The 24,451-nt window shown below is 57.1% G+C and carries 13 protein-coding genes, 2 tRNA genes, 3 rRNA genes and 1 pseudogene; 13 read left to right on the forward strand and 6 right to left on the reverse strand.

Annotated features, from left to right (window positions below):
• Window positions 1–257: 257 nt before the first annotated feature.
• The 3 genes from ACA052_RS03330 to ACA052_RS03340 all read right to left on the reverse strand — a co-directional run bounded on the left by ACA052_RS03330 (window position 258) and on the right by ACA052_RS03340 (window position 2,622).
• A complete protein-coding gene (locus tag ACA052_RS03330; RefSeq protein WP_497648401.1) occupies window positions 258–839 on the reverse strand; it encodes an IMPACT family protein in 582 nt (193 codons plus the stop codon).
• A gap of 7 nt (window positions 840–846) precedes the next feature.
• Entirely contained in the window at window positions 847–1,497 is a 651-nt protein-coding gene (locus tag ACA052_RS03335; RefSeq protein WP_497648402.1) for a TetR/AcrR family transcriptional regulator, read from the reverse strand.
• 204 nt (window positions 1,498–1,701) lie between these two features.
• Entirely contained in the window at window positions 1,702–2,622 is a 921-nt protein-coding gene (locus ACA052_RS03340) for a LysR family transcriptional regulator (protein WP_497648403.1), read from the reverse strand.
• A gap of 124 nt (window positions 2,623–2,746) precedes the next feature.
• Here ACA052_RS03340 and aptA point away from each other — a divergent pair, with 124 nt between their 5' ends.
• The 13 genes from aptA to yfiB all read left to right on the forward strand — a co-directional run bounded on the left by aptA (window position 2,747) and on the right by yfiB (window position 23,309).
• Window positions 2,747–4,096: an omega-aminotransferase AptA gene (gene aptA, locus ACA052_RS03345; RefSeq protein WP_497648404.1), complete on the forward strand. Its 1,350-nt coding sequence runs from the start codon at window positions 2,747–2,749 to the stop codon at window positions 4,094–4,096.
• A 63-nt stretch (window positions 4,097–4,159) separates the two neighbouring features.
• Complete coding sequence (locus ACA052_RS03350; RefSeq protein WP_497648405.1) at window positions 4,160–5,653, forward strand: CoA-acylating methylmalonate-semialdehyde dehydrogenase; 1,494 nt, start codon at window positions 4,160–4,162, stop codon at window positions 5,651–5,653.
• Between the two features lie 568 nt (window positions 5,654–6,221).
• Window positions 6,222–7,758: ribosomal RNA gene (locus ACA052_RS03355) — 16S ribosomal RNA — on the forward strand.
• 123 nt (window positions 7,759–7,881) lie between these two features.
• A tRNA-Ile gene (locus tag ACA052_RS03360) sits at window positions 7,882–7,958 on the forward strand.
• A gap of 9 nt (window positions 7,959–7,967) precedes the next feature.
• A tRNA-Ala gene (locus ACA052_RS03365) sits at window positions 7,968–8,043 on the forward strand.
• Window positions 8,044–8,282: 239 nt separating this feature from the next.
• Window positions 8,283–11,174 (forward strand): 23S ribosomal RNA (locus tag ACA052_RS03370).
• 159 nt (window positions 11,175–11,333) lie between these two features.
• Window positions 11,334–11,449 (forward strand): 5S ribosomal RNA (rrf, locus tag ACA052_RS03375).
• The 16S, 23S and 5S rRNA genes sit together here with 2 tRNA genes alongside, the layout of an rRNA operon.
• Window positions 11,450–11,605: 156 nt before the next feature.
• On the forward strand, window positions 11,606–15,058 hold the full coding sequence (gene recC / locus ACA052_RS03380) for an exodeoxyribonuclease V subunit gamma (RefSeq protein ID WP_497648406.1): 3,453 nt from the start codon (window positions 11,606–11,608) through the stop codon (window positions 15,056–15,058).
• On the forward strand, window positions 15,055–18,747 hold the full coding sequence (recB, locus tag ACA052_RS03385; RefSeq protein WP_497648407.1) for an exodeoxyribonuclease V subunit beta: 3,693 nt from the start codon (window positions 15,055–15,057) through the stop codon (window positions 18,745–18,747). The genes recC and recB overlap by 4 nt, the downstream gene beginning before the upstream one ends.
• Window positions 18,744–20,840 carry an exodeoxyribonuclease V subunit alpha gene (gene recD / locus ACA052_RS03390; protein WP_497648408.1) on the forward strand — a complete coding sequence of 699 codons (2,097 nt, stop codon included), beginning with the start codon at window positions 18,744–18,746 and terminating at the stop codon, window positions 20,838–20,840. The genes recB and recD overlap by 4 nt, the downstream gene beginning before the upstream one ends.
• 119 nt (window positions 20,841–20,959) lie before the next feature.
• Window positions 20,960–21,535 carry a regulatory sequestration protein YfiR gene (gene yfiR / locus ACA052_RS03395; RefSeq protein WP_497648409.1) on the forward strand — a complete coding sequence of 192 codons (576 nt, stop codon included), beginning with the start codon at window positions 20,960–20,962 and terminating at the stop codon, window positions 21,533–21,535.
• Window positions 21,532–22,800 carry a diguanylate cyclase DgcN/YfiN gene (gene dgcN / locus ACA052_RS03400; RefSeq protein ID WP_497648410.1) on the forward strand — a complete coding sequence of 423 codons (1,269 nt, stop codon included), beginning with the start codon at window positions 21,532–21,534 and terminating at the stop codon, window positions 22,798–22,800. Before yfiR ends, dgcN begins: the two co-directional genes overlap by 4 nt.
• 5 nt (window positions 22,801–22,805) lie before the next feature.
• Window positions 22,806–23,309 (forward strand): outer membrane lipoprotein YfiB, encoded by a 504-nt coding sequence (yfiB, locus tag ACA052_RS03405; protein WP_497648411.1) that lies wholly within the window; start codon window positions 22,806–22,808, stop codon window positions 23,307–23,309.
• A gap of 87 nt (window positions 23,310–23,396) precedes the next feature.
• On the opposite strand, the gene ACA052_RS03410 is transcribed toward yfiB, so the two are convergent.
• From ACA052_RS03410 to ACA052_RS03420, 3 genes and pseudogenes are all read right to left on the reverse strand, one after another.
• Entirely contained in the window at window positions 23,397–23,852 is a 456-nt protein-coding gene (locus ACA052_RS03410; protein ID WP_497648412.1) for a bacteriocin immunity protein, read from the reverse strand.
• A 29-nt stretch (window positions 23,853–23,881) separates the two neighbouring features.
• Window positions 23,882–24,168: pseudogene (locus ACA052_RS03415) on the reverse strand (bacteriocin immunity protein).
• 23 nt (window positions 24,169–24,191) lie between these two features.
• Complete coding sequence (locus ACA052_RS03420; RefSeq protein ID WP_497648413.1) at window positions 24,192–24,449, reverse strand: bacteriocin immunity protein; 258 nt, start codon at window positions 24,447–24,449, stop codon at window positions 24,192–24,194.
• Window positions 24,450–24,451: the final 2 nt, after the last annotated feature.

A 24,451-nucleotide genomic window follows, 5' to 3' on the forward strand; every position in this document is an offset into this window, starting at 1 on the left:
CTGCTTTCTTCTAAAGGTGATAACCCGCGCTAACTAGTTGTTTTAACGTGGATTTAGTTTCAGTGATGGCGATTTGGATGAAAAGTGAACAATGCCCGCAAAGCCGCATGACAGAAGGGTTACAGCGGTATGTGCTCAGGTTATCCACAGCCGGGTGCACAGTAGATGTGGGCAAATGTGAAATACATGAAAATTCATAGTGCCCCAAAAAATCGCAGCCTTGTAGGAGCTGCCGCAGGCTGCGATCTTTTGATCCTCTAACGCTCCAACAAAATCCGCCCACGACTCAAATCCGCGAGCTGGCTTTGCAGGGTATCGATCTGTGCGTCGCCAATCGCTAATTGCAGCTCTACACCATTGGCCGTGAAGTTTTCTGCCACCACCAACCCGCCAAGCTCGGCCACCCGAAGTTTCACCAGCGTCAATTCGCCAAACCCGCAGGCGCAACTCACCGGCACGCGGCTGATCAGCTCGACCTTCGGCGCCGCTTGCAGGCACTTGTTGGCGCCACCGCCGTACGCCCGGGCGAGGCCACCGGTGCCTAGCTGAATGCCGCCATACCAGCGGATCACCAACACCGCGACCTGATCGCAATCCTGGGCGTCGATCGCCGCCAGAATCGGCCGACCCGCCGTGCCCCCAGGTTCGCCGTCATCCGTGCTGCGGTATTGATCGCCGAGCTTCCAGGCCCAGCAATTGTGCGTGGCATTCAAATCGCTGTGCTGCTCGATGAACGCCTGGGCTTCAGCCGGGCTGGTTATCGGCCCGGCAAAGGTGAGGAAGCGGCTTTTGCGAATTTCTTCGCGGTATTCGCAAAAACCGCTGAGGGTAAAAGGCATAAAAGTCTTAAATAGCAGGGGTCAGGCCGCAGCCCTTGAGAATGATGCGGATCAGGTTGTTGCCCGCGTCTTCCATGTCTTGTTTGGTCAACTTGCTACGACCGCTGACTCGGCAAATTTGCGTGGCGAAATCCGCGTAATGCTGGGTGCTGCCCCACAACAGGAAGATCAGGTTTACCGGGTCGACCGGGTCCATTTTACCGGCGTCGATCCACGCCTGAAACACCGCCGCCCGGCCCTGGAACCAGGCTCGGTAGTCCTGGTTGAAATACTCAGTCAGGCATTCGCCGCCGCTGATGACTTCCATGGCGAAGATTCGCGAGGCTTGCGGCTGGCGACGGGAGAATTCCATTTTGGCGCGGATGTAGCGCGTCAACGCTTCGGCCGGATCATCCTCGGCCGTCAGGGTGTTGAAGGTGCTGTCCCACAACTGAAGGATGTTGCTCAACACCGCCACATACAAACCGAGCTTGTTGGTGAAGTAGTAATGCAGGTTCGCCTTGGGCAATCCGGCATTCTGGGCGATGGTGTTCATGCTCGTGCCTTTGAATCCGTGACGGGCGAACTCGTCTTCGGCGGCTTTGATGATGGTCTCTTCGTTCTTCTGACGAATGCGGCTGGCGGGTTTGCCGCCGTGAGCAGGGACTTCAAAGGTCATAGGCACTTCCGAACAAGTGAGTGGGCGCAACCAGTGCGTTGATAGCGCACCCACAGACTCCAGACAAGTCCCGACACGATAAAACCATGAAACTCCACAACCTCTGTAGGAGCTGCCGAAGGCTGCGATCTTTTGATCTTGATTTTTTAAAGATAAAGATCAAAAGATCGCAGCCTTCGGCAGCTCCTACAGTGCAGGTTCTTCTTAACGTGTTGCGGCCAGGCTCTCCAGGAAGCTCTCCAGGACCAAATGCGGCCGACGGCCCTTGCGCGTGACCGAAGCAAGGCTCAAGTCATAAAACCGTGCTTTGGGTTTCAGCGCACGCAGGCGACCTTGCTGCACCCAAAGACTGGCGTAGTGATCCGGCAGGTAGCCGATAAAGCGCCCCGTCAGGATCAGGAACGCCATGCCTTCTCGATCGGATGCGCTGGCGGTGCAGTTGAGCACCTGGTAATGCGCCTGTATCTCGGCCGGTAAACGGAAGGTCGGGGCGATGGCGTCCTGGCTGTTGAGGCGTTCGTCGTCCAGTTGTTTGTCATCGACATAAAACAGCGGATGTCCGACCGCGCAATACAGCAGGGAACGTTCGCTGTAGAGCGGCTGATATTCCAACCCGGACAATGCGCTGGCCTGCGGCACCACACCCACATGCAAGCGTCCGTCGAGCACACCCTGCTCGACTTCATTGGGCGCGATCATGCGGATCTGAATCTGTACGTCCGGCCCGCGCTCCTTCAATTGTGCCAAAGCGTGGGTGATGCGCATGTGGGGGAGGGTGACGAGGTTGTCGGTCAGGCCGATAGTCAGCTCGCCGCGCAGGTGCTGATGCAGCCCGTTGACCTCGGTGCGGAAACTTTCCAGCGCACTTAGTAGCTGCAACGACGATTGATACACCTCGCGACCTTCTTCGGTCAGGGAAAAACCGGCACGGCCGCGTTGGCAAAGACGCAGGCCGAGGCGCTGCTCCAGGTCGCTCATCTGCTGGCTGATCGCCGAGCGGCCGATTCCCAGCACAGATTCAGCTGCGGAGAAGCCGCCGCACTCCACCACGCTGCGAAAAATCCTTAACAGGCGGATATCAAAGTCGCTGACTTGTGCCAGCGGATCGGGTCGGCGAGTGCTCATAGTTTAGTGAGGGCCTGACTGAAGGTTTGAAAAATTGAATTTCACCGACTTTATCCCCGTGGCAATTTAGCTGCAAGAACGCCTTTCATCTCCACGCCGCTTATTGCCCTGCGAGGTTTTGCCCATGAACTTGCCTGAAAACGCCCCGACTTCCCTGGCCAGCCAGCTCAAGCTCGATGCTCACTGGATGCCGTACACCGCCAACCGCAATTTCCAGCGTGATCCGCGCCTGATCGTGGCGGCTGAAGGCAGCTGGCTGATCGACGACAAAGGACGCAAGGTGTACGACTCGCTGTCCGGTCTTTGGACCTGCGGCGCCGGGCATACGCGCAAGGAAATCCAGGAAGCGGTCGCCAAGCAACTCGGCACCCTCGATTACTCGCCAGGCTTCCAGTACGGCCACCCGCTGTCGTTCCAACTGGCAGAGAAAATCACTGACCTGACGCCGGGCAATCTGAATCACGTCTTCTTCACCGACTCGGGCTCCGAGTGCGCCGATACCGCCGTGAAGATGGTGCGCGCGTACTGGCGCCTGAAAGGCCAGGCGACCAAGACCAAAATGATTGGCCGTGCCCGTGGCTATCACGGTGTGAACATCGCCGGCACCAGCCTTGGCGGCGTGAACGGCAACCGTAAGATTTTCGGTCAGGCGATGATGGACGTCGATCACCTGCCGCATACGTTGCTGGCGAGCAATGCCTACTCGCGTGGCATGCCGGAGTTAGGTGGTATCGCTTTGGCCGATGAGCTGCTGAAGCTGATCGAACTGCACGATGCGTCGAACATCGCTGCCGTGTTCGTTGAGCCAATGGCCGGTTCTGCTGGCGTTCTGGTTCCGCCGCAGGGCTACCTCAAGCGTCTGCGCGAAATCTGCGATCAGCACAACATTCTGCTGGTATTCGACGAAGTGATCACCGGTTTCGGCCGTACAGGCTCGATGTTCGGTGCTGACAGCTTCGGCGTGACCCCGGACCTGATGTGCATCGCCAAACAAGTGACCAATGGCGCGATCCCGATGGGCGCGGTGATTGCCAGCTCCGAGATCTACCAGACCTTCATGAATCAGGCGACGCCTGAGTACGCGGTGGAATTCCCGCACGGCTACACCTATTCCGCACACCCGGTAGCGTGCGCCGCTGGCCTGGCTGCACTCGACCTGTTGCAAAAGGAAAACCTGGTGCAGAGCGTGGCCGAAGTCGCGCCGCATTTCGAAAATGCGCTGCACGGCTTGAAGGGCTCGAAGAACATCATTGACATTCGTAACTACGGCCTGGCCGGTGCGATCCAGATCGCACCGCGTGACGGCGACGCCATCGTGCGTCCGTTCGAAGCGGGCATGGCGCTGTGGAAAGCCGGGTTCTACGTGCGCTTCGGCGGCGACACCCTGCAGTTCGGCCCAACCTTCAACAGCAAGCCGCAAGACCTTGATCGTCTGTTCGACGCGGTTGGCGAAGTGCTGAACAAGATCGACTGATTTTCCCTTCTATATACAGACGCTCTTGTCGGGCGTCTGTGCATCACTTTTCAGGAGCCCCGCATGAGCCTTATCCCGCATTTGATCAATGGCGAACTGGTGACCGAAGAAGGCCGCACGGCCGACGTGTTCAACCCGTCTACCGGCCAGGTCATCCACAAACTGCCATTGGCCAGCCGCGAAACCATTCAGAAAGCCATCGACTCGGCCAAGGCTGCATTCCCGGCCTGGCGCAACACGCCACCGGCCAAACGTGCGCAAGTGATGTTCCGCTTCAAGCAACTGCTGGAGCAGAACGAAGCGCGCATCGCTCAGTTGATCAGCGAAGAGCACGGCAAGACCCTGGAAGATGCGGCGGGTGAGTTGAAGCGTGGTATCGAGAACGTCGAGTTCGCTTGCGCAGCGCCGGAAATCCTCAAGGGTGAATACAGCCGTAACGTCGGCCCGAACATTGATGCCTGGTCGGACTTCCAGCCGTTGGGTGTAGTGGCCGGTATTACGCCATTCAACTTCCCTGCAATGGTGCCGCTGTGGATGTATCCGCTGGCGATCGTTTGCGGTAACTGTTTCATCCTCAAGCCGTCCGAGCGTGATCCAAGCTCGACGCTGCTGATCGCTCAATTGTTGCTGGAAGCCGGCCTGCCGAAAGGCGTGCTGAGCGTCGTCCACGGTGACAAGGCTGCGGTGGATGCGCTGATCGAAGCGCCGGAAGTCAAAGCGCTGAGTTTCGTTGGCTCGACACCGATTGCCGAGTACATCTACGCCGAAGGCACCAAGCGCGGTAAACGTGTCCAGGCACTGGGCGGCGCGAAGAACCATGCGGTGCTGATGCCGGATGCGGATCTGGATAACGCCGTCAGCGCACTGATGGGCGCGGCTTACGGTTCCTGCGGTGAGCGTTGTATGGCGATCTCTGTAGCTGTGTGTGTTGGCGATCAGGTGGCGGATGCGTTGGTGGCCAAACTGACCCCGCAGATCAAGGCGCTGAAAATCGGTGCGGGAACTTCCTGCGGCCTGGACATGGGGCCGCTGGTTTCCGGTCAGGCCCGCGACAAAGTCAGTGGCTATATAGAAGACGGCGTTTCGTCCGGTGCGTCCTTGGTGGTTGACGGTCGTGGTCTGAGCGTGGCCGGTCATGAGGAAGGCTTCTTCCTGGGTGGCTGCCTGTTCGACAATGTCACGCCAGAGATGCGCATCTATAAAGAAGAGATCTTCGGCCCAGTGCTTTGCGTCGTTCGGGTCAACAGCCTGGAAGAGGCGATGCAACTGATCAACGATCACGAGTATGGCAACGGGACCTGCATCTTTACCCGTGACGGGGAAGCGGCGCGGTTGTTCTGCGATGAGATCGAAGTCGGTATGGTCGGCGTTAACGTGCCGTTGCCGGTGCCGGTGGCTTATCACAGCTTTGGTGGCTGGAAGCGTTCACTGTTTGGCGATCTGCATGCATACGGCCCGGATGGCGTGCGTTTCTACACTCGCCGTAAAGCTATCACTCAGCGCTGGCCGCAGCGGGCGAGCCATGAAGCATCGCAATTCGCATTCCCTAGCTTGTAAGTAGGCGTGCAGAAGGCCGACCCCTTGGGGTCGGCCTTCGCGTTTCCGGGGGTTTCTGACCTATATGACAGAATTGTGAAATTAGGTGTTGACGGCAGATTCTGAGCCTCTATAATTCGCCCCACTTCCGGCGCAGTCGAAACGGAAAACTCCTTGGTAAACAAAGAGTTGCGCGGTTTTCGACAGTGAGTTGCTTCAGGTCATCGAAGCCGAAAGGGAGTTGAAAAAGAGGTGTTGACAGCAGCGAGTAACGCTGTAGAATTCGCCTCCCGCTGACGAGAGATCGAAAGCGCAAGTGGTTGAAGTTGCAGAGGAAACTTTGAAAACTTCGAAAAATAACCGCTTGACAGCAACAGAGGCTGCTGTAGAATGCGCGCCTCGGTTGAGACGAAAGATCTTAACCAACCGCTCTTTAACAACTGAATCAAGCAATTCGTGTGGGTGCTTGTGGAGTCAGACTGATAGTCAACAAGATTATCAGCATCACAAGTTACTCCGCGAGAAATCAAAGATGTAACCAACGATTGCTGAGCCAAGTTTAGGGTTTCTTAAAAACCCAAAGATGTTTGAACTGAAGAGTTTGATCATGGCTCAGATTGAACGCTGGCGGCAGGCCTAACACATGCAAGTCGAGCGGTAGAGAGAAGCTTGCTTCTCTTGAGAGCGGCGGACGGGTGAGTAATGCCTAGGAATCTGCCTGGTAGTGGGGGATAACGCTCGGAAACGGACGCTAATACCGCATACGTCCTACGGGAGAAAGCAGGGGACCTTCGGGCCTTGCGCTATCAGATGAGCCTAGGTCGGATTAGCTAGTTGGTGAGGTAATGGCTCACCAAGGCGACGATCCGTAACTGGTCTGAGAGGATGATCAGTCACACTGGAACTGAGACACGGTCCAGACTCCTACGGGAGGCAGCAGTGGGGAATATTGGACAATGGGCGAAAGCCTGATCCAGCCATGCCGCGTGTGTGAAGAAGGTCTTCGGATTGTAAAGCACTTTAAGTTGGGAGGAAGGGCAGTACATTAATACTGTGCTGTTTTGACGTTACCGACAGAATAAGCACCGGCTAACTCTGTGCCAGCAGCCGCGGTAATACAGAGGGTGCAAGCGTTAATCGGAATTACTGGGCGTAAAGCGCGCGTAGGTGGTTCGTTAAGTTGGATGTGAAATCCCCGGGCTCAACCTGGGAACTGCATTCAAAACTGTCGAGCTAGAGTATGGTAGAGGGTGGTGGAATTTCCTGTGTAGCGGTGAAATGCGTAGATATAGGAAGGAACACCAGTGGCGAAGGCGACCACCTGGACTGATACTGACACTGAGGTGCGAAAGCGTGGGGAGCAAACAGGATTAGATACCCTGGTAGTCCACGCCGTAAACGATGTCAACTAGCCGTTGGGAGCCTTGAGCTCTTAGTGGCGCAGCTAACGCATTAAGTTGACCGCCTGGGGAGTACGGCCGCAAGGTTAAAACTCAAATGAATTGACGGGGGCCCGCACAAGCGGTGGAGCATGTGGTTTAATTCGAAGCAACGCGAAGAACCTTACCAGGCCTTGACATCCAATGAACTTTCCAGAGATGGATTGGTGCCTTCGGGAACATTGAGACAGGTGCTGCATGGCTGTCGTCAGCTCGTGTCGTGAGATGTTGGGTTAAGTCCCGTAACGAGCGCAACCCTTGTCCTTAGTTACCAGCACGTAATGGTGGGCACTCTAAGGAGACTGCCGGTGACAAACCGGAGGAAGGTGGGGATGACGTCAAGTCATCATGGCCCTTACGGCCTGGGCTACACACGTGCTACAATGGTCGGTACAGAGGGTTGCCAAGCCGCGAGGTGGAGCTAATCCCAGAAAACCGATCGTAGTCCGGATCGCAGTCTGCAACTCGACTGCGTGAAGTCGGAATCGCTAGTAATCGCGAATCAGAATGTCGCGGTGAATACGTTCCCGGGCCTTGTACACACCGCCCGTCACACCATGGGAGTGGGTTGCACCAGAAGTAGCTAGTCTAACCTTCGGGAGGACGGTTACCACGGTGTGATTCATGACTGGGGTGAAGTCGTAACAAGGTAGCCGTAGGGGAACCTGCGGCTGGATCACCTCCTTAATCGACGACATCAGCTGCTCCATAAGTTCCCACACGAATTGCTTGATTCATTGAAGAAGACGATAGAAGCAGCTTTAAGCTCCAAGCTGATAGCTCAACGCTAACAGTTACGCGCTCGAAATTGGGTCTGTAGCTCAGTTGGTTAGAGCGCACCCCTGATAAGGGTGAGGTCGGCAGTTCGAATCTGCCCAGACCCACCAATTTTGTATGGGGCCATAGCTCAGCTGGGAGAGCGCCTGCCTTGCACGCAGGAGGTCAACGGTTCGATCCCGTTTGGCTCCACCATTAACTGCTTCTGCTGTTAGAGTTTAGAAATGAATATTCCAGCGTGAATATTGATTTCTAGTCTTTGATTAGATCGTTCTTTAAAAATTTGGGTATGTGATAGAAAGATAGACTGGACGTTACTTTCACTGGTAACGGATCAGGCTAAGGTAAAATTTGTGAGTTGCTCTTAATTGAGTATTATCGAATTTTCGGCGAATGTCGTCTTCACAGTATAACCAGATTGCTTGGGGTTATATGGTCAAGTGAAGAAGCGCATACGGTGGATGCCTTGGCAGTCAGAGGCGATGAAAGACGTGGTAGCCTGCGAAAAGCTTCGGGGAGTCGGCAAACAGACTTTGATCCGGAGATGTCTGAATGGGGGAACCCAGCCATCATAAGATGGTTATCTTAAGCTGAATACATAGGCTTAAGAGGCGAACCAGGGGAACTGAAACATCTAAGTACCCTGAGGAAAAGAAATCAACCGAGATTCCCTTAGTAGTGGCGAGCGAACGGGGACTAGCCCTTAAGTGGCTTTGAGATTAGCGGAACGTTCTGGAAAGTACGGCCATAGTGGGTGATAGCCCTGTACGCGAAAATCTCTTAGTCATGAAATCGAGTAGGACGGAGCACGAGAAACTTTGTCTGAATATGGGGGGACCATCCTCCAAGGCTAAATACTACTGACTGACCGATAGTGAACTAGTACCGTGAGGGAAAGGCGAAAAGAACCCCGGAGAGGGGAGTGAAATAGATCCTGAAACCGTATGCGTACAAGCAGTGGGAGCCCACTTTGTTGGGTGACTGCGTACCTTTTGTATAATGGGTCAGCGACTTATTTTCAGTGGCGAGCTTAACCGAATAGGGGAGGCGTAGCGAAAGCGAGTCTTAATAGGGCGTCTAGTCGCTGGGAATAGACCCGAAACCGGGCGATCTATCCATGGGCAGGTTGAAGGTTGGGTAACACTAACTGGAGGACCGAACCGACTACCGTTGAAAAGTTAGCGGATGACCTGTGGATCGGAGTGAAAGGCTAATCAAGCTCGGAGATAGCTGGTTCTCCTCGAAAGCTATTTAGGTAGCGCCTCATGTATCACTGTAGGGGGTAGAGCACTGTTTCGGCTAGGGGGTCATCCCGACTTACCAAACCGATGCAAACTCCGAATACCTACAAGTGCCGAGCATGGGAGACACACGGCGGGTGCTAACGTCCGTCGTGAAAAGGGAAACAACCCAGACCGTCAGCTAAGGTCCCAAAGTTATGGTTAAGTGGGAAACGATGTGGGAAGGCTTAGACAGCTAGGAGGTTGGCTTAGAAGCAGCCACCCTTTAAAGAAAGCGTAATAGCTCACTAGTCGAGTCGGCCTGCGCGGAAGATGTAACGGGGCTCAAACCATACACCGAAGCTACGGGTATCACTTAGGTGATGCGGTAGAGGAGCGTTCTGTAAGCCTGTGAAGGTGAGTTGAGAAGCTTGCTGGAGGTATCAGAAGTGCGAATGCTGACATGAGTAACGACAATGGGTGTGAAAAACACCCACGCCGAAAGACCAAGGTTTCCTGCGCAACGTTAATCGACGCAGGGTTAGTCGGTCCCTAAGGCGAGGCTGAAAAGCGTAGTCGATGGAAAACAGGTTAATATTCCTGTACTTCTGGTTATTGCGATGGAGGGACGGAGAAGGCTAGGCCAGCTTGGCGTTGGTTGTCCAAGTTTAAGGTGGTAGGCTGGAATCTTAGGTAAATCCGGGATTCTAAGGCCGAGAGCTGATGACGAGTTACCCTTTGGGTGACGAAGTGGTTGATGCCATGCTTCCAAGAAAAGCTTCTAAGCTTCAGGTAACCAGGAACCGTACCCCAAACCGACACAGGTGGTTGGGTAGAGAATACCAAGGCGCTTGAGAGAACTCGGGTGAAGGAACTAGGCAAAATGGCACCGTAACTTCGGGAGAAGGTGCGCCGGTGAGGGTGAAGCATTTACTGCGTAAGCCCATGCCGGTCGAAGATACCAGGCCGCTGCGACTGTTTATTAAAAACACAGCACTCTGCAAACACGAAAGTGGACGTATAGGGTGTGACGCCTGCCCGGTGCCGGAAGGTTAATTGATGGGGTTAGCTAACGCGAAGCTCTTGATCGAAGCCCCGGTAAACGGCGGCCGTAACTATAACGGTCCTAAGGTAGCGAAATTCCTTGTCGGGTAAGTTCCGACCTGCACGAATGGCGTAACGATGGCGGCGCTGTCTCCACCCGAGACTCAGTGAAATTGAAATCGCTGTGAAGATGCAGTGTATCCGCGGCTAGACGGAAAGACCCCGTGAACCTTTACTATAGCTTTGCACTGGACTTTGAATTTGCTTGTGTAGGATAGGTGGGAGGCTTTGAAGCGTGGACGCCAGTTCGCGTGGAGCCAACCTTGAAATACCACCCTGGCAACTTTGAGGTTCTAACTCAGGTCCGTTATCCGGATCGAGGACAGTGTATGGTGGGTAGTTTGACTGGGGCGGTCTCCTCCTAAAGAGTAACGGAGGAGTACGAAGGTGCGCTCAGACCGGTCGGAAATCGGTCGTAGAGTATAAAGGCAAAAGCGCGCTTGACTGCGAGACAGACACGTCGAGCAGGTACGAAAGTAGGTCTTAGTGATCCGGTGGTTCTGTATGGAAGGGCCATCGCTCAACGGATAAAAGGTACTCCGGGGATAACAGGCTGATACCGCCCAAGAGTTCATATCGACGGCGGTGTTTGGCACCTCGATGTCGGCTCATCACATCCTGGGGCTGAAGCCGGTCCCAAGGGTATGGCTGTTCGCCATTTAAAGTGGTACGCGAGCTGGGTTTAGAACGTCGTGAGACAGTTCGGTCCCTATCTGCCGTGGACGTTTGAGATTTGAGAGGGGCTGCTCCTAGTACGAGAGGACCGGAGTGGACGAACCTCTGGTGTTCCGGTTGTCACGCCAGTGGCATTGCCGGGTAGCTATGTTCGGAATAGATAACCGCTGAAAGCATCTAAGCGGGAAACTAGCCTCAAGATGAGATCTCACTGGGACCTTGAGTCCCCTGAAGGGCCGTCGAAGACTACGACGTTGATAGGTTGGGTGTGTAAGCGCTGTGAGGCGTTGAGCTAACCAATACTAATTGCCCGTGAGGCTTGACCATATAACACCCAAGCAATTTGTGAACTCGAAAGAGGCCAGATTGCGGTGTGTGAAGACGAAACGAACCGAAAGTTCGAGATACTCACAAAGCACCAAGATCTATCACATACCCATTCGCTGGAGCGTGATCCGCAAGGAGAACGACCTGGCTACCGAATTTCTTGACGACCATAGAGCATTGGAACCACCTGATCCCATCCCGAACTCAGCAGTGAAACGATGCATCGCCGATGGTAGTGTGGGGTTTCCCCATGTGAGAGTAGGTCATCGTCAAGATTAAATTCCGAAACCCCTATCTGCGTATGCAGGTAGGGGTTTTGTTTTGCCCGCAGGAAAGTTCGTACAGCCACATCGGACTGCTCCCGGCTGTCACACTCTCCCGACAATGCTAAGGTTCGGCCCTAGCTTTTGTATTTTCCCAAGGAAGCCTCTATGCCGGATGCGACGTCCCTCAGTGCTGGTTTTATGGTGGTTCACGGTAACCGCCTGGACGAGTTGCGCAGCCTGGTGGTGAGCTGGATGCGGCGTTACCCGTTGGCTCCTCTGGAAAACGAAATTGCCTTGGTGCAAAGCAATGGCATCGCCCAGTGGTTGAAACTGGCGCTCGCTGAAGACCCTGAAGAAGACGACATGGGCGGCTGCGGAATCGCCGCAGCCATCGACGTGCAGCTGCCGGGTAGCTTCATGTGGCAGCTCTATCGCATGGTGCTTGGGCGTGATGAAATTCCGGTAAAATCCTTGCTGGATAAAGCTCCGCTGACCTGGCGGTTGATGCGCCTGCTTCCACAGTTGATCAATGAACCGCACTTCGAACCCTTGCAGCGCTTCCTTACCAATGACAGCGATTTGCGTAAACGTTATCAGCTGGCTGAGCGGTTGGCGGACTTGTTCGACCAATATCAGGTGTATCGGGCTGACTGGCTCGAAGACTGGGCAGAAGGTCGTCATCAGCTGCGAAATGGCAGAGGCGAAGCAAAACCGTTGACCCCGGCGAACTGCTGGCAGGCCGAGTTATGGCGAGCGCTGTTGCTGGATGTTGGAGAGCAGGGCATGGCGCAAAGCCGCGCCGGAGTCCATCAAAGGTTCATCGAACGCATCAACAGCCTGGACGTGGCGCCCAATGGTTTGCCATCACGGGTGATTGTTTTCGGAATTTCTTCGTTGCCCGCTCAAGCCTTGGAAGCACTGGCCGGATTGGCTCGCTTCAGTCAGGTGTTACTGTGCGTGCACAACCCGTGTCGTCACCACTGGGCAGACATCGTCGCCGATAAAGACTTGTTGCGGCATCAATACAAACGCCAGGCCCGCAAGAGCGGCATGCCCGCTGTGCTTGATCCGCAGACCCTCCACCAGCACGCACATCCGCTGCTGGCGGCGTGGGGTAAACAGGGTCGTGACTACATCAATCTGCTCGACAGCTACGACGAACCCAACAGCTATCGCTCGGCCTTTCGTGATGGACGCATTGACCTGTTCAGTGACAGCCAGCCGCAGAGCATGCTCAATGAACTGCAGGATGACATTCTTGAATTACGTCCTCTGAACGAAACGCGTGAGCGCTGGCCGGCAGTCGATTTAAAGCGAGACGAATCGATCCGTTTTCATATCGCCCACAGCGCTCAGCGCGAAGTGGAGATTCTCCACGACCAATTACTTGCCCGCTTCAGCGCTGATCCCGACTTGAAGCCTCGTGACATCATCGTGATGGTTCCGGACATCGACAGTTATGCCCCGCCTATTCGCGCGGTGTTTGGTCAGCTGGAGCGCCACGACCCGCGCTTCATACCCTTCACCCTCACGGACCAGGGGCAGCGCGGCCGTGATCCGCTGCTGATCGCGGTTGAGCATCTGCTCAAACTGCCTGATAGCCGTTTCCCCGTCAGCGAAATCCTCGATCTGCTGGACGTTCCCGCCCTTCGTGCAAGGTTCGGTGTAGAGGAGCGCGATCTACCGACGTTGCATCGCTGGATCGAAGGCGCCGGCATTCGCTGGGGAATGAACGCCGAGCAACGCGTAGGCCTCGGACTGCCTGGGGAGCTGGAACAAAACAGTTGGCGTTTTGGTTTGCGACGCATGCTGCTCGGTTATGCCGTGGGCAGTGCCGGTGCCTGTGAAGGTATCGAACCCTACGACGAAATCGGTGGTCTGGATGCGGCGCTCATCGGGCCTTTGGTTGCGCTGCTCAATACGCTTGAGATTGCCCATCGGGAGCTCTCCCAGCCTGCGACGCCCCAGCAATGGAGTTTGCGATTGCAGGCGCTGGTCCAGTTGTTCTTCCAGGCCAGCAATGAGCATGACGATTACCTGCTGACTCAACTCGAAGCGTTGCGTGAAACCTGGCTCGAGACCTGTGAATCAGTCAATCTGCAAGACGAATTGCCCTTGACGGTGGTCCGGGAGGCCTGGCTCGCCGGTCTCGATCAAGGCCGACTGTCCCAGCGTTTCCTGGCGGGAGCGGTCAATTTCTGCACCCTGATGCCCATGCGCGCGATCCCCTTCAAACTGGTCTGCCTGCTCGGCATGAATGACGGCGATTACCCGCGTGCTCAACCGCCACTGGATTTCGATCTCATGGGCAGTGATTACCGTCCCGGTGACCGTTCCCGTCGCGAAGATGACCGCTATCTGCTGCTGGAAGCGCTGTTGTCGGCTCGCGAACAACTCTATATCAGCTGGGTCGGCCGCAGTATTCGCGACAACAGTGAGCGTCCCGCGTCTGTGCTAATTGGCCAGTTGCGCGATCACCTCGCCAGCGGTTGGCGACTGGAGGGCACCTCAGAAAATCTGCTTGAGGCCATGACTCAGGAACACCCGTTGCAACCTTTCAGCGCCCGTTATTTCCATGAAGGGGATGAGCTATTCAGCTACGCCAGTGAGTGGCAGGTGCTGCACCAGACCGCCGGGCAGTCGACTGATACCGAACGACTTGTTCCCTACATTCCGGACGAGCCGATGAGTCTCGGTCAGCTGCAGGATTTTCTGCGCAACCCGGTACGACATTTTTTCAGCCAGCGGCTGAAGGTGTTCTTCGAAGCGGCTGAAATGCCCTTGGCGGATGAAGAGCCTTTCGTACTCGACGCGTTGCAGCGTTACAGCCTCAGCGACAGCCTGCTCGGAGCGGCGCTGGGACATTTGGAAGGAACCGATCAGGCGCTCGAGGCACAGGCCAAGCGCCTGCAAAACAGCGGGCTGCTACCGATGGCCGGTTTTGGAGAATGTCTTCAGCGAGAGTTGATCGAACCGCTGCCGGATCTTCTGCAGCGCTATCAACAGCTCCTGGCGTTATGGCCAACGCCGCTCACCAGTGCGCTACCCGTGAACATGGAATTGCACGGGCTGCATCTGGAAGGTTGGCTTAGTGGCCTGCATCAACGAGCCGACGGTAGTCTGCTATCCGTCACCACCATTCCTAACAGCATCGGTGCGATCAAGTCTCGTAAATGGCATCGACTGACGCGTCCCTGGGTCAATCACCTGGTGGCCTGCGCCAGCGGCATGGCGATGACCACGGCACTGGTGGCCAGTGACGACAGTCTGCTGCTCGGTCCCATGGACGAGGACGTGGCGCGCAGGATTCTCGGAGACCTGTTAATGGCATGGCAAACAGGCATGCGCCAACCACTGCCGGTTGCCGTGAAAACAGCTTTCGCGTGGTTGGGTCAAACTGATCTGAGCAAAGCCGAAGCCGCTGCCCGCAAAGCCTATGAAGGCGATGGCCTGACCACTGACGGTGAACGCCGAGAAAGCCCGGCACTCGCACGGCAGTTCGCCGACTATGACGCCCTGATGGACGATGAGACATTCCCGGATTGGTGCAACGCCCTCTATCGGCCACTGCTTGACGCGCCCTGGCGATCATTGACCAGCGAGGAGCCGCGCTCATGACCACAAAAACACCATTGGCCTTGTCGTTCCCGTTGCGGGGCAGCCAATTGATCGAAGCCAGTGCCGGGACCGGCAAGACCTTCACGATCTCCGCGCTTTATCTGCGCCTGGTCCTTGGCCACGGCGGCGAATCGAGCGGTTTTGGACGTGAGTTGTTACCGCCGCAGATCCTCGTCGTGACATTCACCGACGCTGCGACCAAGGAACTGCGAGAACGAATCCGTACGCGTTTGGCCGAGGCTGCTCGTTTTTTTCGCGATGAAACATCGGCCCCCGACAGCCTGATTGCCGAGCTCCGCGATCAGTACCTCCCAGAGCAGTGGTCCGGTTGCGCGAATCGCCTGGACATCGCCGCCCAGTGGATGGATGAAGCCGCGGTCTCGACCATCCACAGTTGGTGTCAGCGCATGTTGCGTGAACACGCGTTCGACAGTGGCAGCCTGTTCACTCAAACCCTGGAAACCGATCACAGCGATTTGCTGGGCGAAGTCCTGCGCGATTACTGGCGCTTGTTTTGCTATCCGATGCAAGGCGACGCGCTGAGTTGGGTGCGCGGCAATTGGGGCGGTCCGGCGGCCCTGTTGCCACGCGTCCGCGGTTTGTTTGCCAGCGAACGGGACAGCGTAGAAGGCAAGGAGCCCGCTGAACTGATCGTCGAATGCCTGCAGGAGCGACGTGCAGCCTTGCTCGAACTGAAGATGCCATGGCGTCAGTGGGCCGATGAGTTGCTTGCCATTTGTCACGAGGGTGTCGCGAGCAAGAGCGTTGATGGTCGCAAGATGCAGGCGCGCTATTTCGAGCCCTGGTTTGAAAAAATAAAAGCCTGGGCCGGTGACGAATCCCTTGAGCAATTGGACATCGGGACTGGCTTCTCTCGCCTGACCCCCGATGGCATGGCTGAAGCCTGGAAGAAGGGCGAGGTCCCGAATCACCCGGGATTGGATGCGATGCCTGGTCTGAAGACCCGCCTTGATGGATTGCCGACGCCTGATGCTGCGGTTCTGCAGCATGCTGCCCAGTGGGTCGGTGCACGGTTTGAAGAAGAAAAGCGTCGTCGCGCAGAAATGGGCTTCGATGACATGCTGTTGCGACTGGATGCCGCGCTGGAGTCCGAGGGCGGTGAGCGTCTGGCGACCCTGATCCGCGAGCAATTTCCGGTAGCGCTGATCGACGAATTCCAGGACACGGACCCGGTGCAGTACCGGATCTTCGAGAGCATCTATCGCATCGAAGACAACAACCCCGAATGTGGCCTGTTCCTGATCGGCGATCCAAAGCAGGCGATTTACGCGTTTCGCGGCGCCGACATCTATACCTATCTGCGCGCCCGCCAGGCCACGGCTGGCCGTCTGCATACCCTGGGCACCAACTTCCGTTCCAGTCATGGCATGGTCGGTGCGGTGAACCATGTATTCGAGCAGGCCGAATCTCGTGCATCGGGGCGCGGCGCATTCCTGTTTCGCGAAAAGAACGGCGATAACCCGGTACCCTTTCTGCCCGTCGAATCTCAGGGGCGCAAGGAAGTCCTGCACATCGATGGTCGGGTTGTGCCTGCACTGAACACCTGGCATTTGGCCTCCGAGCAGCCACTGTCAGGCGCGGTGTACCGGCAACAGCTGGCCGCAGCTTGCGCCAGTGAAATCACGGCATTGCTCAATGGCGGGCAACAAGGCCAGGCAGGCTTTACACGGGAGGGCAAGGACTTCAGAGGTCTGTTGCCGTCGGATATCGCCATCCTTGTTCGCGACGGAAAAGAGGCCCAGGCGGTGCGGGGCGAGCTCTCTGCTCGAGGCGTGCGCAGTGTGTATCTGTCGGACAAGGATTCGGTGTTCGCCGCCCAGGAAGCCCACGACGTGCTGACCTGGCTCAAGGCCTGTGCCGAGCCGGATGTCGAGCGTCCGCTGCGGGCCGCATTGGCCTGCATCACGTTGAACCTGTCGCTGGTTGAACTGGAGCGGCTGAATCAGGACGAACTGGCCTGGGAAGCGCGGGTCATGCAGTTCCGCAGTTATCGCGAGATCTGGCGCAAGCAGGGCGTACTGCCGATGCTGCGACGTTTGCTGCATGATTTTGAGCTCCCCCAGGCATTGATCGCGCGCAGCGACGGCGAGCGGGTGTTGACTAATTTGCTGCACCTGTCCGAGTTGCTGCAACAGGCCAGCGCCGAACTCGATGGCGAGCAAGCGCTGATCCGGCATTTGTCCGAGCACCTCGCGTTGTCCGGTCAAGCGGGCGAAGAGCAGATTCTGCGTCTGGAAAGCGACGAGCAACTGGTCAAGGTCGTGACCATTCACAAGTCCAAGGGGCTTGAATATCCGTTGGTGTTCCTGCCGTTTATCTGTTCGGCAAAACCGGTCGATGGCAGCCGCCTGCCGTTGCATTACCACGATTCCAGCGGCAAGGCCCACGTGAGTTTGAAGCCGACGCCCGAGTTGATCGCACTGGCGGACGATGAACGCCTGGCCGAGGATCTGCGGTTGCTCTACGTCGCCCTGACCCGGGCGCAACATGCCTGCTGGCTTGGCGTGACAGACCTCAAGCGCGGCAATAACAACAGCTCGGTGCTGCATTTGTCAGCATTGGGTTATTTGCTGGGCGGCGGCGCGGCATTGGCCGAATCGGCCGGGTTGCAGCGTTGGCTGGAGGACCTGCAACAGGGCTGTCCGGCGCTGAGCTACGGTCAAATGCCTGAAGCGACCGACGAGCATTACCACCCGCCTCGCAACGAAGCGATCTTGCTTGCGCCGCTCGCCCCAAAACGCAAGGCCAGCGAAAACTGGTGGATCGCCTCTTACAGCGCCTTGCGCATCGGCGACAGCCTGAGCGTGGGCACCGATGAAGCCCCGGAAAGTCCGCAGGCGCAAAAGCTTTTCGATGACGAACGGCTTGATCCGCATGCACCACGAGAACTCCTTCCGGGCGGCGCTGATATCCATCGATTCCCTCGTGGCCCGAACCCCGGCACCTTCCTTCATGGGCTGCTTGAGTGGGCTGGTAACGAAGGTTTTGCTGTCACGCCCAAAGCCGTCGAGGACGCTATCGGTCGTCGTTGCAACCGCCGTGGTTGGGAAGGCTGGATCACCACGTTGAGCGAGTGGCTGCAGCACCTGCTCAAATCCCCGCTGCACATTGACGCAGGAAAAACACCGGTAGTGTTCGAGCGGCTGACCCAATACCGCGTCGAAATGGAATTCTGGTTCGCCAGCCATAAGGTCGACGTCATCAAACTCGATGAACTGGTGCGTCAATACACGCACAACGGCGTGGCCCGGGTGGCCGCTGAACCGGTGTTGCTCAATGGCATGTTCAAGGGCTTCATCGACCTGACGTTCGAGCACGACGGCCGCTACTACGTCGCCGACTACAAATCCAACTGGCTGGGCGCTGACGATGCGGCGTACACCGAGCAGGCCATGGAGCAGTCGATCCTCGACAACCGTTATGACCTGCAATACGTGCTGTACCTGTTGGCCTTGCATCGACAGCTCAAGGCGCGGCTGGTCGATTACGATTACGACCAACATGTCGGGGGCGCGTTGTACCTGTTTCTGCGCGGTACGCGCGCATCCAGCCAGGGGGTGTTTTTCGCCCGTCCTCCAAGAGCGCTGATCGAACGTCTGGACCGGATGTTCCAAGGCAAGCCAGAACCCAAGGCTGAACCCGCCTGGGAACAGGGAGTACTGCTATGAGTCGCACCTTCGCTAATTTGCTGCCCACCTCACTGGCGGCCGAAAGCCTGGCGGACCTGGCCCCGTTGAGTCGCGCCGATGACTTGATGCTGTTGCTCACGCGCTGGGGCGAACGTGGCTGGTTGCGGGCACTGGACAAGGCCTTCGTTGCCTTCCTGCACGAACTCGCTCCCGATGACGATCCGTTGGTGTTGCTGGCTGCAGCATTGACCAGTCACCAATTGGGTCATGGCCATGTGTGCCTGGATTTGTTCGAGACGTTGAAGGAGCCGGACTTCGCCCTGTCGCTGCCTCCCGAAGGTGACGTGCAAAGTGGTGCGATGCTGCTGCCGTCGCAATTGCTTGAGGCGCTGGACGGTGCCCATTGGTGCAAGGTGCTGGCCTCGAGCAGCCTGGTCGCTTTGGCAGTCGATGCTCGTGAGGCGGCACAGCAGCGGCCATTGGTACTATCCGGCAAACGCCTGTACCTGCGCCGGTACTGGGCTTACGAGCGGCGTATCGACAATTCACTACGCCAGCGCTTGGCAGAACACGAAACAGCACCGAGTGATTTGGCCCAGCGCCTGAGCAGTCTGTTCGGCCCGGTCAAACCCGGTGAAGTCATCGATTGGCAAAAACTGGCGTGTGCCCTGGCAACCCGTAGCGCCTTCAGCATCGTCACCGGCGGCCCGGGAACCGGCAAGACCACCACAGTCGTGCGTTTGCTGGCGTTACTTCAGGCACCGGCGGTAGAGGCTGGAAAACCGCTGCGCATCCGCCTCGCTGCGCCCACCGGCAAAGCGGCGGCACGGCTGACGGAGTCCATCAGCCAGCAGGTCCGCAGCCTGAAAGTCACTGAAGCCATCCGAGAAAAAATCCCGTCTGACGTCACCACCGTGCACCGTCTGCTCGGCAGTCGTCCCGGCACTCGGCACTTTCGTCATCACGCGGGTAATCGCTTGCCGCTGGATGTGCTGGTGGTGGACGAAGCCTCGATGATCGACCTGGAAATGATGGCCAATCTTCTCGACGCGATGCCGGCCCATGCCCGTCTCGTCCTGCTCGGCGACAAGGATCAACTGGCATCGGTTGAGGCAGGTGCTGTGCTGGGCGATCTGTGTCGCGATGCCGAAGCTGGCTGGTACAGCCCGCAGACTCGTCAGTGGCTGGAGTCGGTCAGTGGCGAGAGCCTGGTTTCCAGCGGTTTGCATGAAGACACCGAAGGCACGCATCCACTGGCTCAACAAGTGGTGATGCTGCGCCACTCACGCCGTTTCGGCGAAGGCAGCGGCATTGGTCAACTGGCTCGCTGGGTGAACCAGCAGCAGCCTGAGGAGGCCCGCAAGTTGTTGGCGGCCCGAACCCATGACGACGTATTTTCTCTGCCCCTCAAAGGGGAACAGGATCGGACCCTCGAGCGCTTGCTGCTTGAGGGCCATGGCGATGGGCCGCAAGGTTATCGGCATTACCTGAACCTGCTGCGACGCGAGCGGCCACCGCTCGACAGCACGCTCGATGATCCCCGTTGGGCCGCATGGGCCAGGCAGGTGTTGCAGGCTTTCGACACGTTCCAGTTGTTATGCGCCGTTCGCAAGGGACCTTGGGGAGTGGAGGGGCTGAATCAGCGAGTGACCGACGCGTTACTCAAGGCCCGGCTGATCGATAACGACCAGCAGTGGTACGAAGGTCGGCCGGTGTTGATGACCCGTAACGACTATGGCCTGGGTTTGATGAATGGCGACATCGGCATTGCCCTACGGTTGCCGGAGCGTGACAGCCCTGCAAAGCAAGTCCTGCGCGTGGCGTTTCCGCGCAATGATGGCCAAGGCGGCATACGTTTTGTGCTGCCGAGCCGGCTCAACGACGTCGAAACCGTGTATGCGATGACCGTGCATAAATCCCAGGGTTCGGAGTTTGCCCATACCGCGCTCATTCTGCCGGACGCCCTCAACCCCGTGTTGACCAAGGAATTGATCTATACCGGGATTACCCGCGCCAAGGACTGGTTCACCTTGATCGAACCTCGGGCCAGTGTGTTCGAAGAGGCGGTGCGGCGTAAAGTTAAGCGCTTGAGCGGGTTGATGCTGGAGTTGGAAGAAGCGATCGACGCTTGAAAAAGTCGGCTCCAAGTGACGGAATCTGTCCGAAGAGCCTTGCTGCACGGCCTCGCTGGCGTTTCAGCACTGTGCTATCGTCGCGGCAACATTCCGTTACGATCGAAGAGTATCACTGGATGAAGGTGGCTGCCTGGACGACAGCGCGCGTTGTCGGCTGCAAGCAAGTGCTGTTTGCAGGCCTTCTCTGTTTGCTTAGCGGCGTCGTTGTGGCTCAGTCACAAACCCCGGTCGGCATGGCCGATCAGCGCGCCAGAGCGGTGACCCAAGTGGTCCTCGGGATTCTCAGTTATGCCCGCTGGCCGGTTGAACCTACTCAACTGCGCCTGTGCATTGTCGGTCCCACCGAATACACCGATGACCTGGTCAAGGGCACGACGCAAGCCACTGGCCGGCCTGTCGTTGTGCGCCGACTTCTGGCGGACAACCCGTCCATTGCCGGGGAGTGCGATGCGGTTTACATCGGCAAACTGACCGATGACGAACGCAGCCGGCTATTCGCCTCGTTAACAGGACGTCCGGTGTTGAGCATCAGCGAAAGCGATGATCAATGCACCGTGGGCAGTCTGTTTTGTCTGCGGGTCAGCGATGATCAAGTGTCGTTCGAGGTCAACCTCGATTCCGTTGCCCGCAGTGGGGTGCGTATTCATCCTAGCGTGTTGCAGTTGTCCCGTCGCAAGCCGGCGGTCCCATGAGTCTCTTCAAACCGGATACACGCCCAACCTTGCGCTCGGTCATCGGTCGCGGTCATTTGACCGTTGCACTGGTTGCCGTGGCCATGGCCAGTGTTTCGCTGACACTGCTGGGCGTCCTGGCCTTGCGGGTCTATGCCGATCACAACTTGGACCTGATCGCGCGTTCAATCAATTACACGGTAGAAGCGGCGGTGGTGTTCAACGACAAGGTTGCCGCCACCGAATCGCTGGCGTTGATCGCGTCCACCGAAGAAGTGGCCCACGCCCAGGTGCTGGACGGGCAGGGCAAGTTGCTGGCCCGCTGGCAACGACCGGAAACCGGCTTTTTCTCCGACCTTGAAATGGAGATCGCCAAGGCCTTTCTGGAAGAACCCATCGACATGCCAATCGTTCATCAAGGACTGGTAGTCGGCAGTATCCAGCTCACCGGCCACGGTGGCAGCCTGTTGCGCTTTTTGCTCAGCGGCCTGGTGGGCATCGTCTTGTGCACCGCCATCAGCGCCTGGGTCGCGCTGTATCTGGCGCGTCGACAACTTCGCGGCATCACCGGGCCGCTGCGCAGCCTGGCTTTCGTGGCTCACGCCGTGCGTAGCGAACGAGCCTTTGATCAGCGTGTTCCCCGCGCCGCCATTGCCGAACTCGACAATCTGGGCAACGACTTCAATGCCCTGCTCGATGAACTCGAATCCTGGCAGACCCACCTCAAGAGTGAGAACGAATCCCTGGCGCATCAGGCCAGTCATGACAGCCTCACGGGATTGCCGAACCGGGCGTTCTTCGAAGGCCGGTTGATTCGCGCGCTACGTAATGCTCAAAAGCTCGATGAGAAGGTCGCCGTGCTGTTTCTCGACAGCGACCGGTTCAAGGAGATCAACGATAACTTCGGTCATGCCGCGGGTGATGCGGTGTTGGTAGCCGTGGCCAATCGGGTCCGGGCACAATTGCGCGAAGACGACCTGGTGGCGCGGCTCGGCGGCGACGAGTTTGCCATCCTGCTGACACCCCTGCACACAATCGAGGACGCTGAGCACATTGCCGACAAAATCATCGCCAGTATGGAAATGCCGATTTCGTTGCCGGGTAATGCCCAGGTCCTGACTTCACTCAGCATCGGTATTGCCGTCTTCCCGGATCATGGTTCTACACCCGGCACTCTGCTTAACGCCGCCGACGCGGCCATGTACCAAGCCAAGCGCCTCTCCCGGGGCGCGCAGCACACGGCAGTGGCGGAGCCCCCTGTCGCCCATGTTCAAGCCAGGAGCTAAATAACGTGTTTTCGATCACCCAGCGTTCCCTGCAATTTCTCGCGATGACCCTGTTCATGGCTTTGCTGGCCCTGACCGGCTGCCAGACGGCGCCGCAAAAAGGCCTGACCCCGGCGCAGATCGCTGTGCTCAAGCAACAAGGTTTCGAGTTGACCGACGAGGGTTGGGCGTTTGGCCTGTCCGGTAAAGTGCTGTTTGGCAGTGACATCGAAAGCCTGAATCCGCAAAGCACCGAGATTGTCGAGCGCATTGGCAAGGCGTTGCTGGGCGTCGGGATCGAGCGGGTGCGGGTCGATGGTCACACCGATGCCTCGGGCAAGGAGGCTTACAACGAACAACTCTCCCTGCGTCGCGCCAAAAGTGTCAGCAAAGTTCTGACTCTGGTCGGTATGAAGGAGGAAAACATCCAGCTACGCGGTCTCGGCAGCAGTCAACCCGTCGCCTCCAATGACACCGCGACCGGCCGCACCGAGAATCGCCGGGTTTCGATTGTGGTCAGCGCTGATTAATCGGCGAATGACATCTCCCGCCTCTGGCCCACCCCCTAGTTTCACCGCCGTGCAGGATGACAGTCCTTTGGTGTGGGTGGGCTGTTGCTACAGCAAAACATCTCTATCATTCAACGCAATGTCTATCAGTTGCTCTGGCGATAGGCTCTGCGAGTAGTTCACATCACCAAAGTACTCGTCTGGCCAAAAAATCAAATCGGATACGCGTTCATTGGGTATGTTGATTTCCAGCATGTTCAACCAAAACTCGATTGCATGGTCAGCGTCATCGCCCTCCATCACCCTTCGAGCCAGCTCTATCAGCTCATGCTTGGTTATATCTGACACACGTCGCAGATACGGCTCGGCTAAGACCTTGCGAACCCAAGTATCATGGTCTTGGCCTCCATAAATGCCCTGAAAGTCGATGAACTCAAGCTCAGTCATGGCTTCTTGATTGAACGCGGCCAACTGCTCCCGAGTTTGCTCGGGATGTCCGCAATCAATTTGTTCAGAAAGTTTCGTCAGTCGAGCAACTAAAGACTCGTCCAGCAACGGCGGCATTAATTCAGGTCGAAGCTCCCTATGTTCTCTCACAATCCATTCGTTAGGTGTTTGAATCCCGCCAAGCCCTGGGACGCACGCCATTCTTTTACAATTTGCGTCACGCCTTCAGGGGAGCTCTCTGCTCCCGGCTCTGGGTAGTAGATCAAGTCTGCCCCTGCCGGGTGCTCGCTTACCTTCTCGAAGTGCCCAAAAGTAAGTCTGCACGATCATCGTTTTCGGCTTGTTCGTCTTCCTTAGCGAGTTCTTGCAGCAGCTTGATGAACTCCGCTTCGGTGTACTCAGAGAAGCTGTTTTTCAGTAGGGTGTCCGTCATGCTCGGAAAATGTCGCCCTTCGGTCACTCGTCTTTGAGCCCCGGCAACCCCTGAGCAGCGCGCCATTTTTTCACTGTCTGGGTGATGCCTTCGTTTGAGTTGTCCGCTCCATCCTCCGGGTAATAGATAAGGTCGGTTCCATCCGGGTGTTCGGTCAACTGGCAAAACTGCTGTAGAAGCGGATCAAGAACCTCATCAGATGCGTGTTTGTTTGCCTCGCGTATCTCTCGCATGAACTGGATGAATTCGGCTTCTGTGTAGTCAGAGAAGTGGTTTTTCATGG

The sequence above is a fragment of the Pseudomonas sp. LBUM1644 genome, from assembly GCF_059716195.1.

Coding starts and splice junctions, on each gene's coding strand:
- ACA052_RS03330 (WP_497648401.1), bottom strand. CDS start 839: ATGCCTTTTACCCTCAGCGGTTTTTGCGAATACCGCGAAGAAATTCGC.
- ACA052_RS03335 (WP_497648402.1), bottom strand. CDS start 1,497: ATGACCTTTGAAGTCCCTGCTCACGGCGGCAAACCCGCCAGCCGCATT.
- ACA052_RS03340 (WP_497648403.1), bottom strand. CDS start 2,622: ATGAGCACTCGCCGACCCGATCCGCTGGCACAAGTCAGCGACTTTGAT.
- aptA (WP_497648404.1), top strand. CDS start 2,747: ATGAACTTGCCTGAAAACGCCCCGACTTCCCTGGCCAGCCAGCTCAAG.
- ACA052_RS03350 (WP_497648405.1), top strand. CDS start 4,160: ATGAGCCTTATCCCGCATTTGATCAATGGCGAACTGGTGACCGAAGAA.
- recC (WP_497648406.1), top strand. CDS start 11,606: ATGCCGGATGCGACGTCCCTCAGTGCTGGTTTTATGGTGGTTCACGGT.
- recB (WP_497648407.1), top strand. CDS start 15,055: ATGACCACAAAAACACCATTGGCCTTGTCGTTCCCGTTGCGGGGCAGC.
- recD (WP_497648408.1), top strand. CDS start 18,744: ATGAGTCGCACCTTCGCTAATTTGCTGCCCACCTCACTGGCGGCCGAA.
- yfiR (WP_497648409.1), top strand. CDS start 20,960: ATGAAGGTGGCTGCCTGGACGACAGCGCGCGTTGTCGGCTGCAAGCAA.
- dgcN (WP_497648410.1), top strand. CDS start 21,532: ATGAGTCTCTTCAAACCGGATACACGCCCAACCTTGCGCTCGGTCATC.
- ACA052_RS03410 (WP_497648412.1), bottom strand. CDS start 23,852: ATGCCGCCGTTGCTGGACGAGTCTTTAGTTGCTCGACTGACGAAACTT.
- ACA052_RS03420 (WP_497648413.1), bottom strand. CDS start 24,449: ATGAAAAACCACTTCTCTGACTACACAGAAGCCGAATTCATCCAGTTC.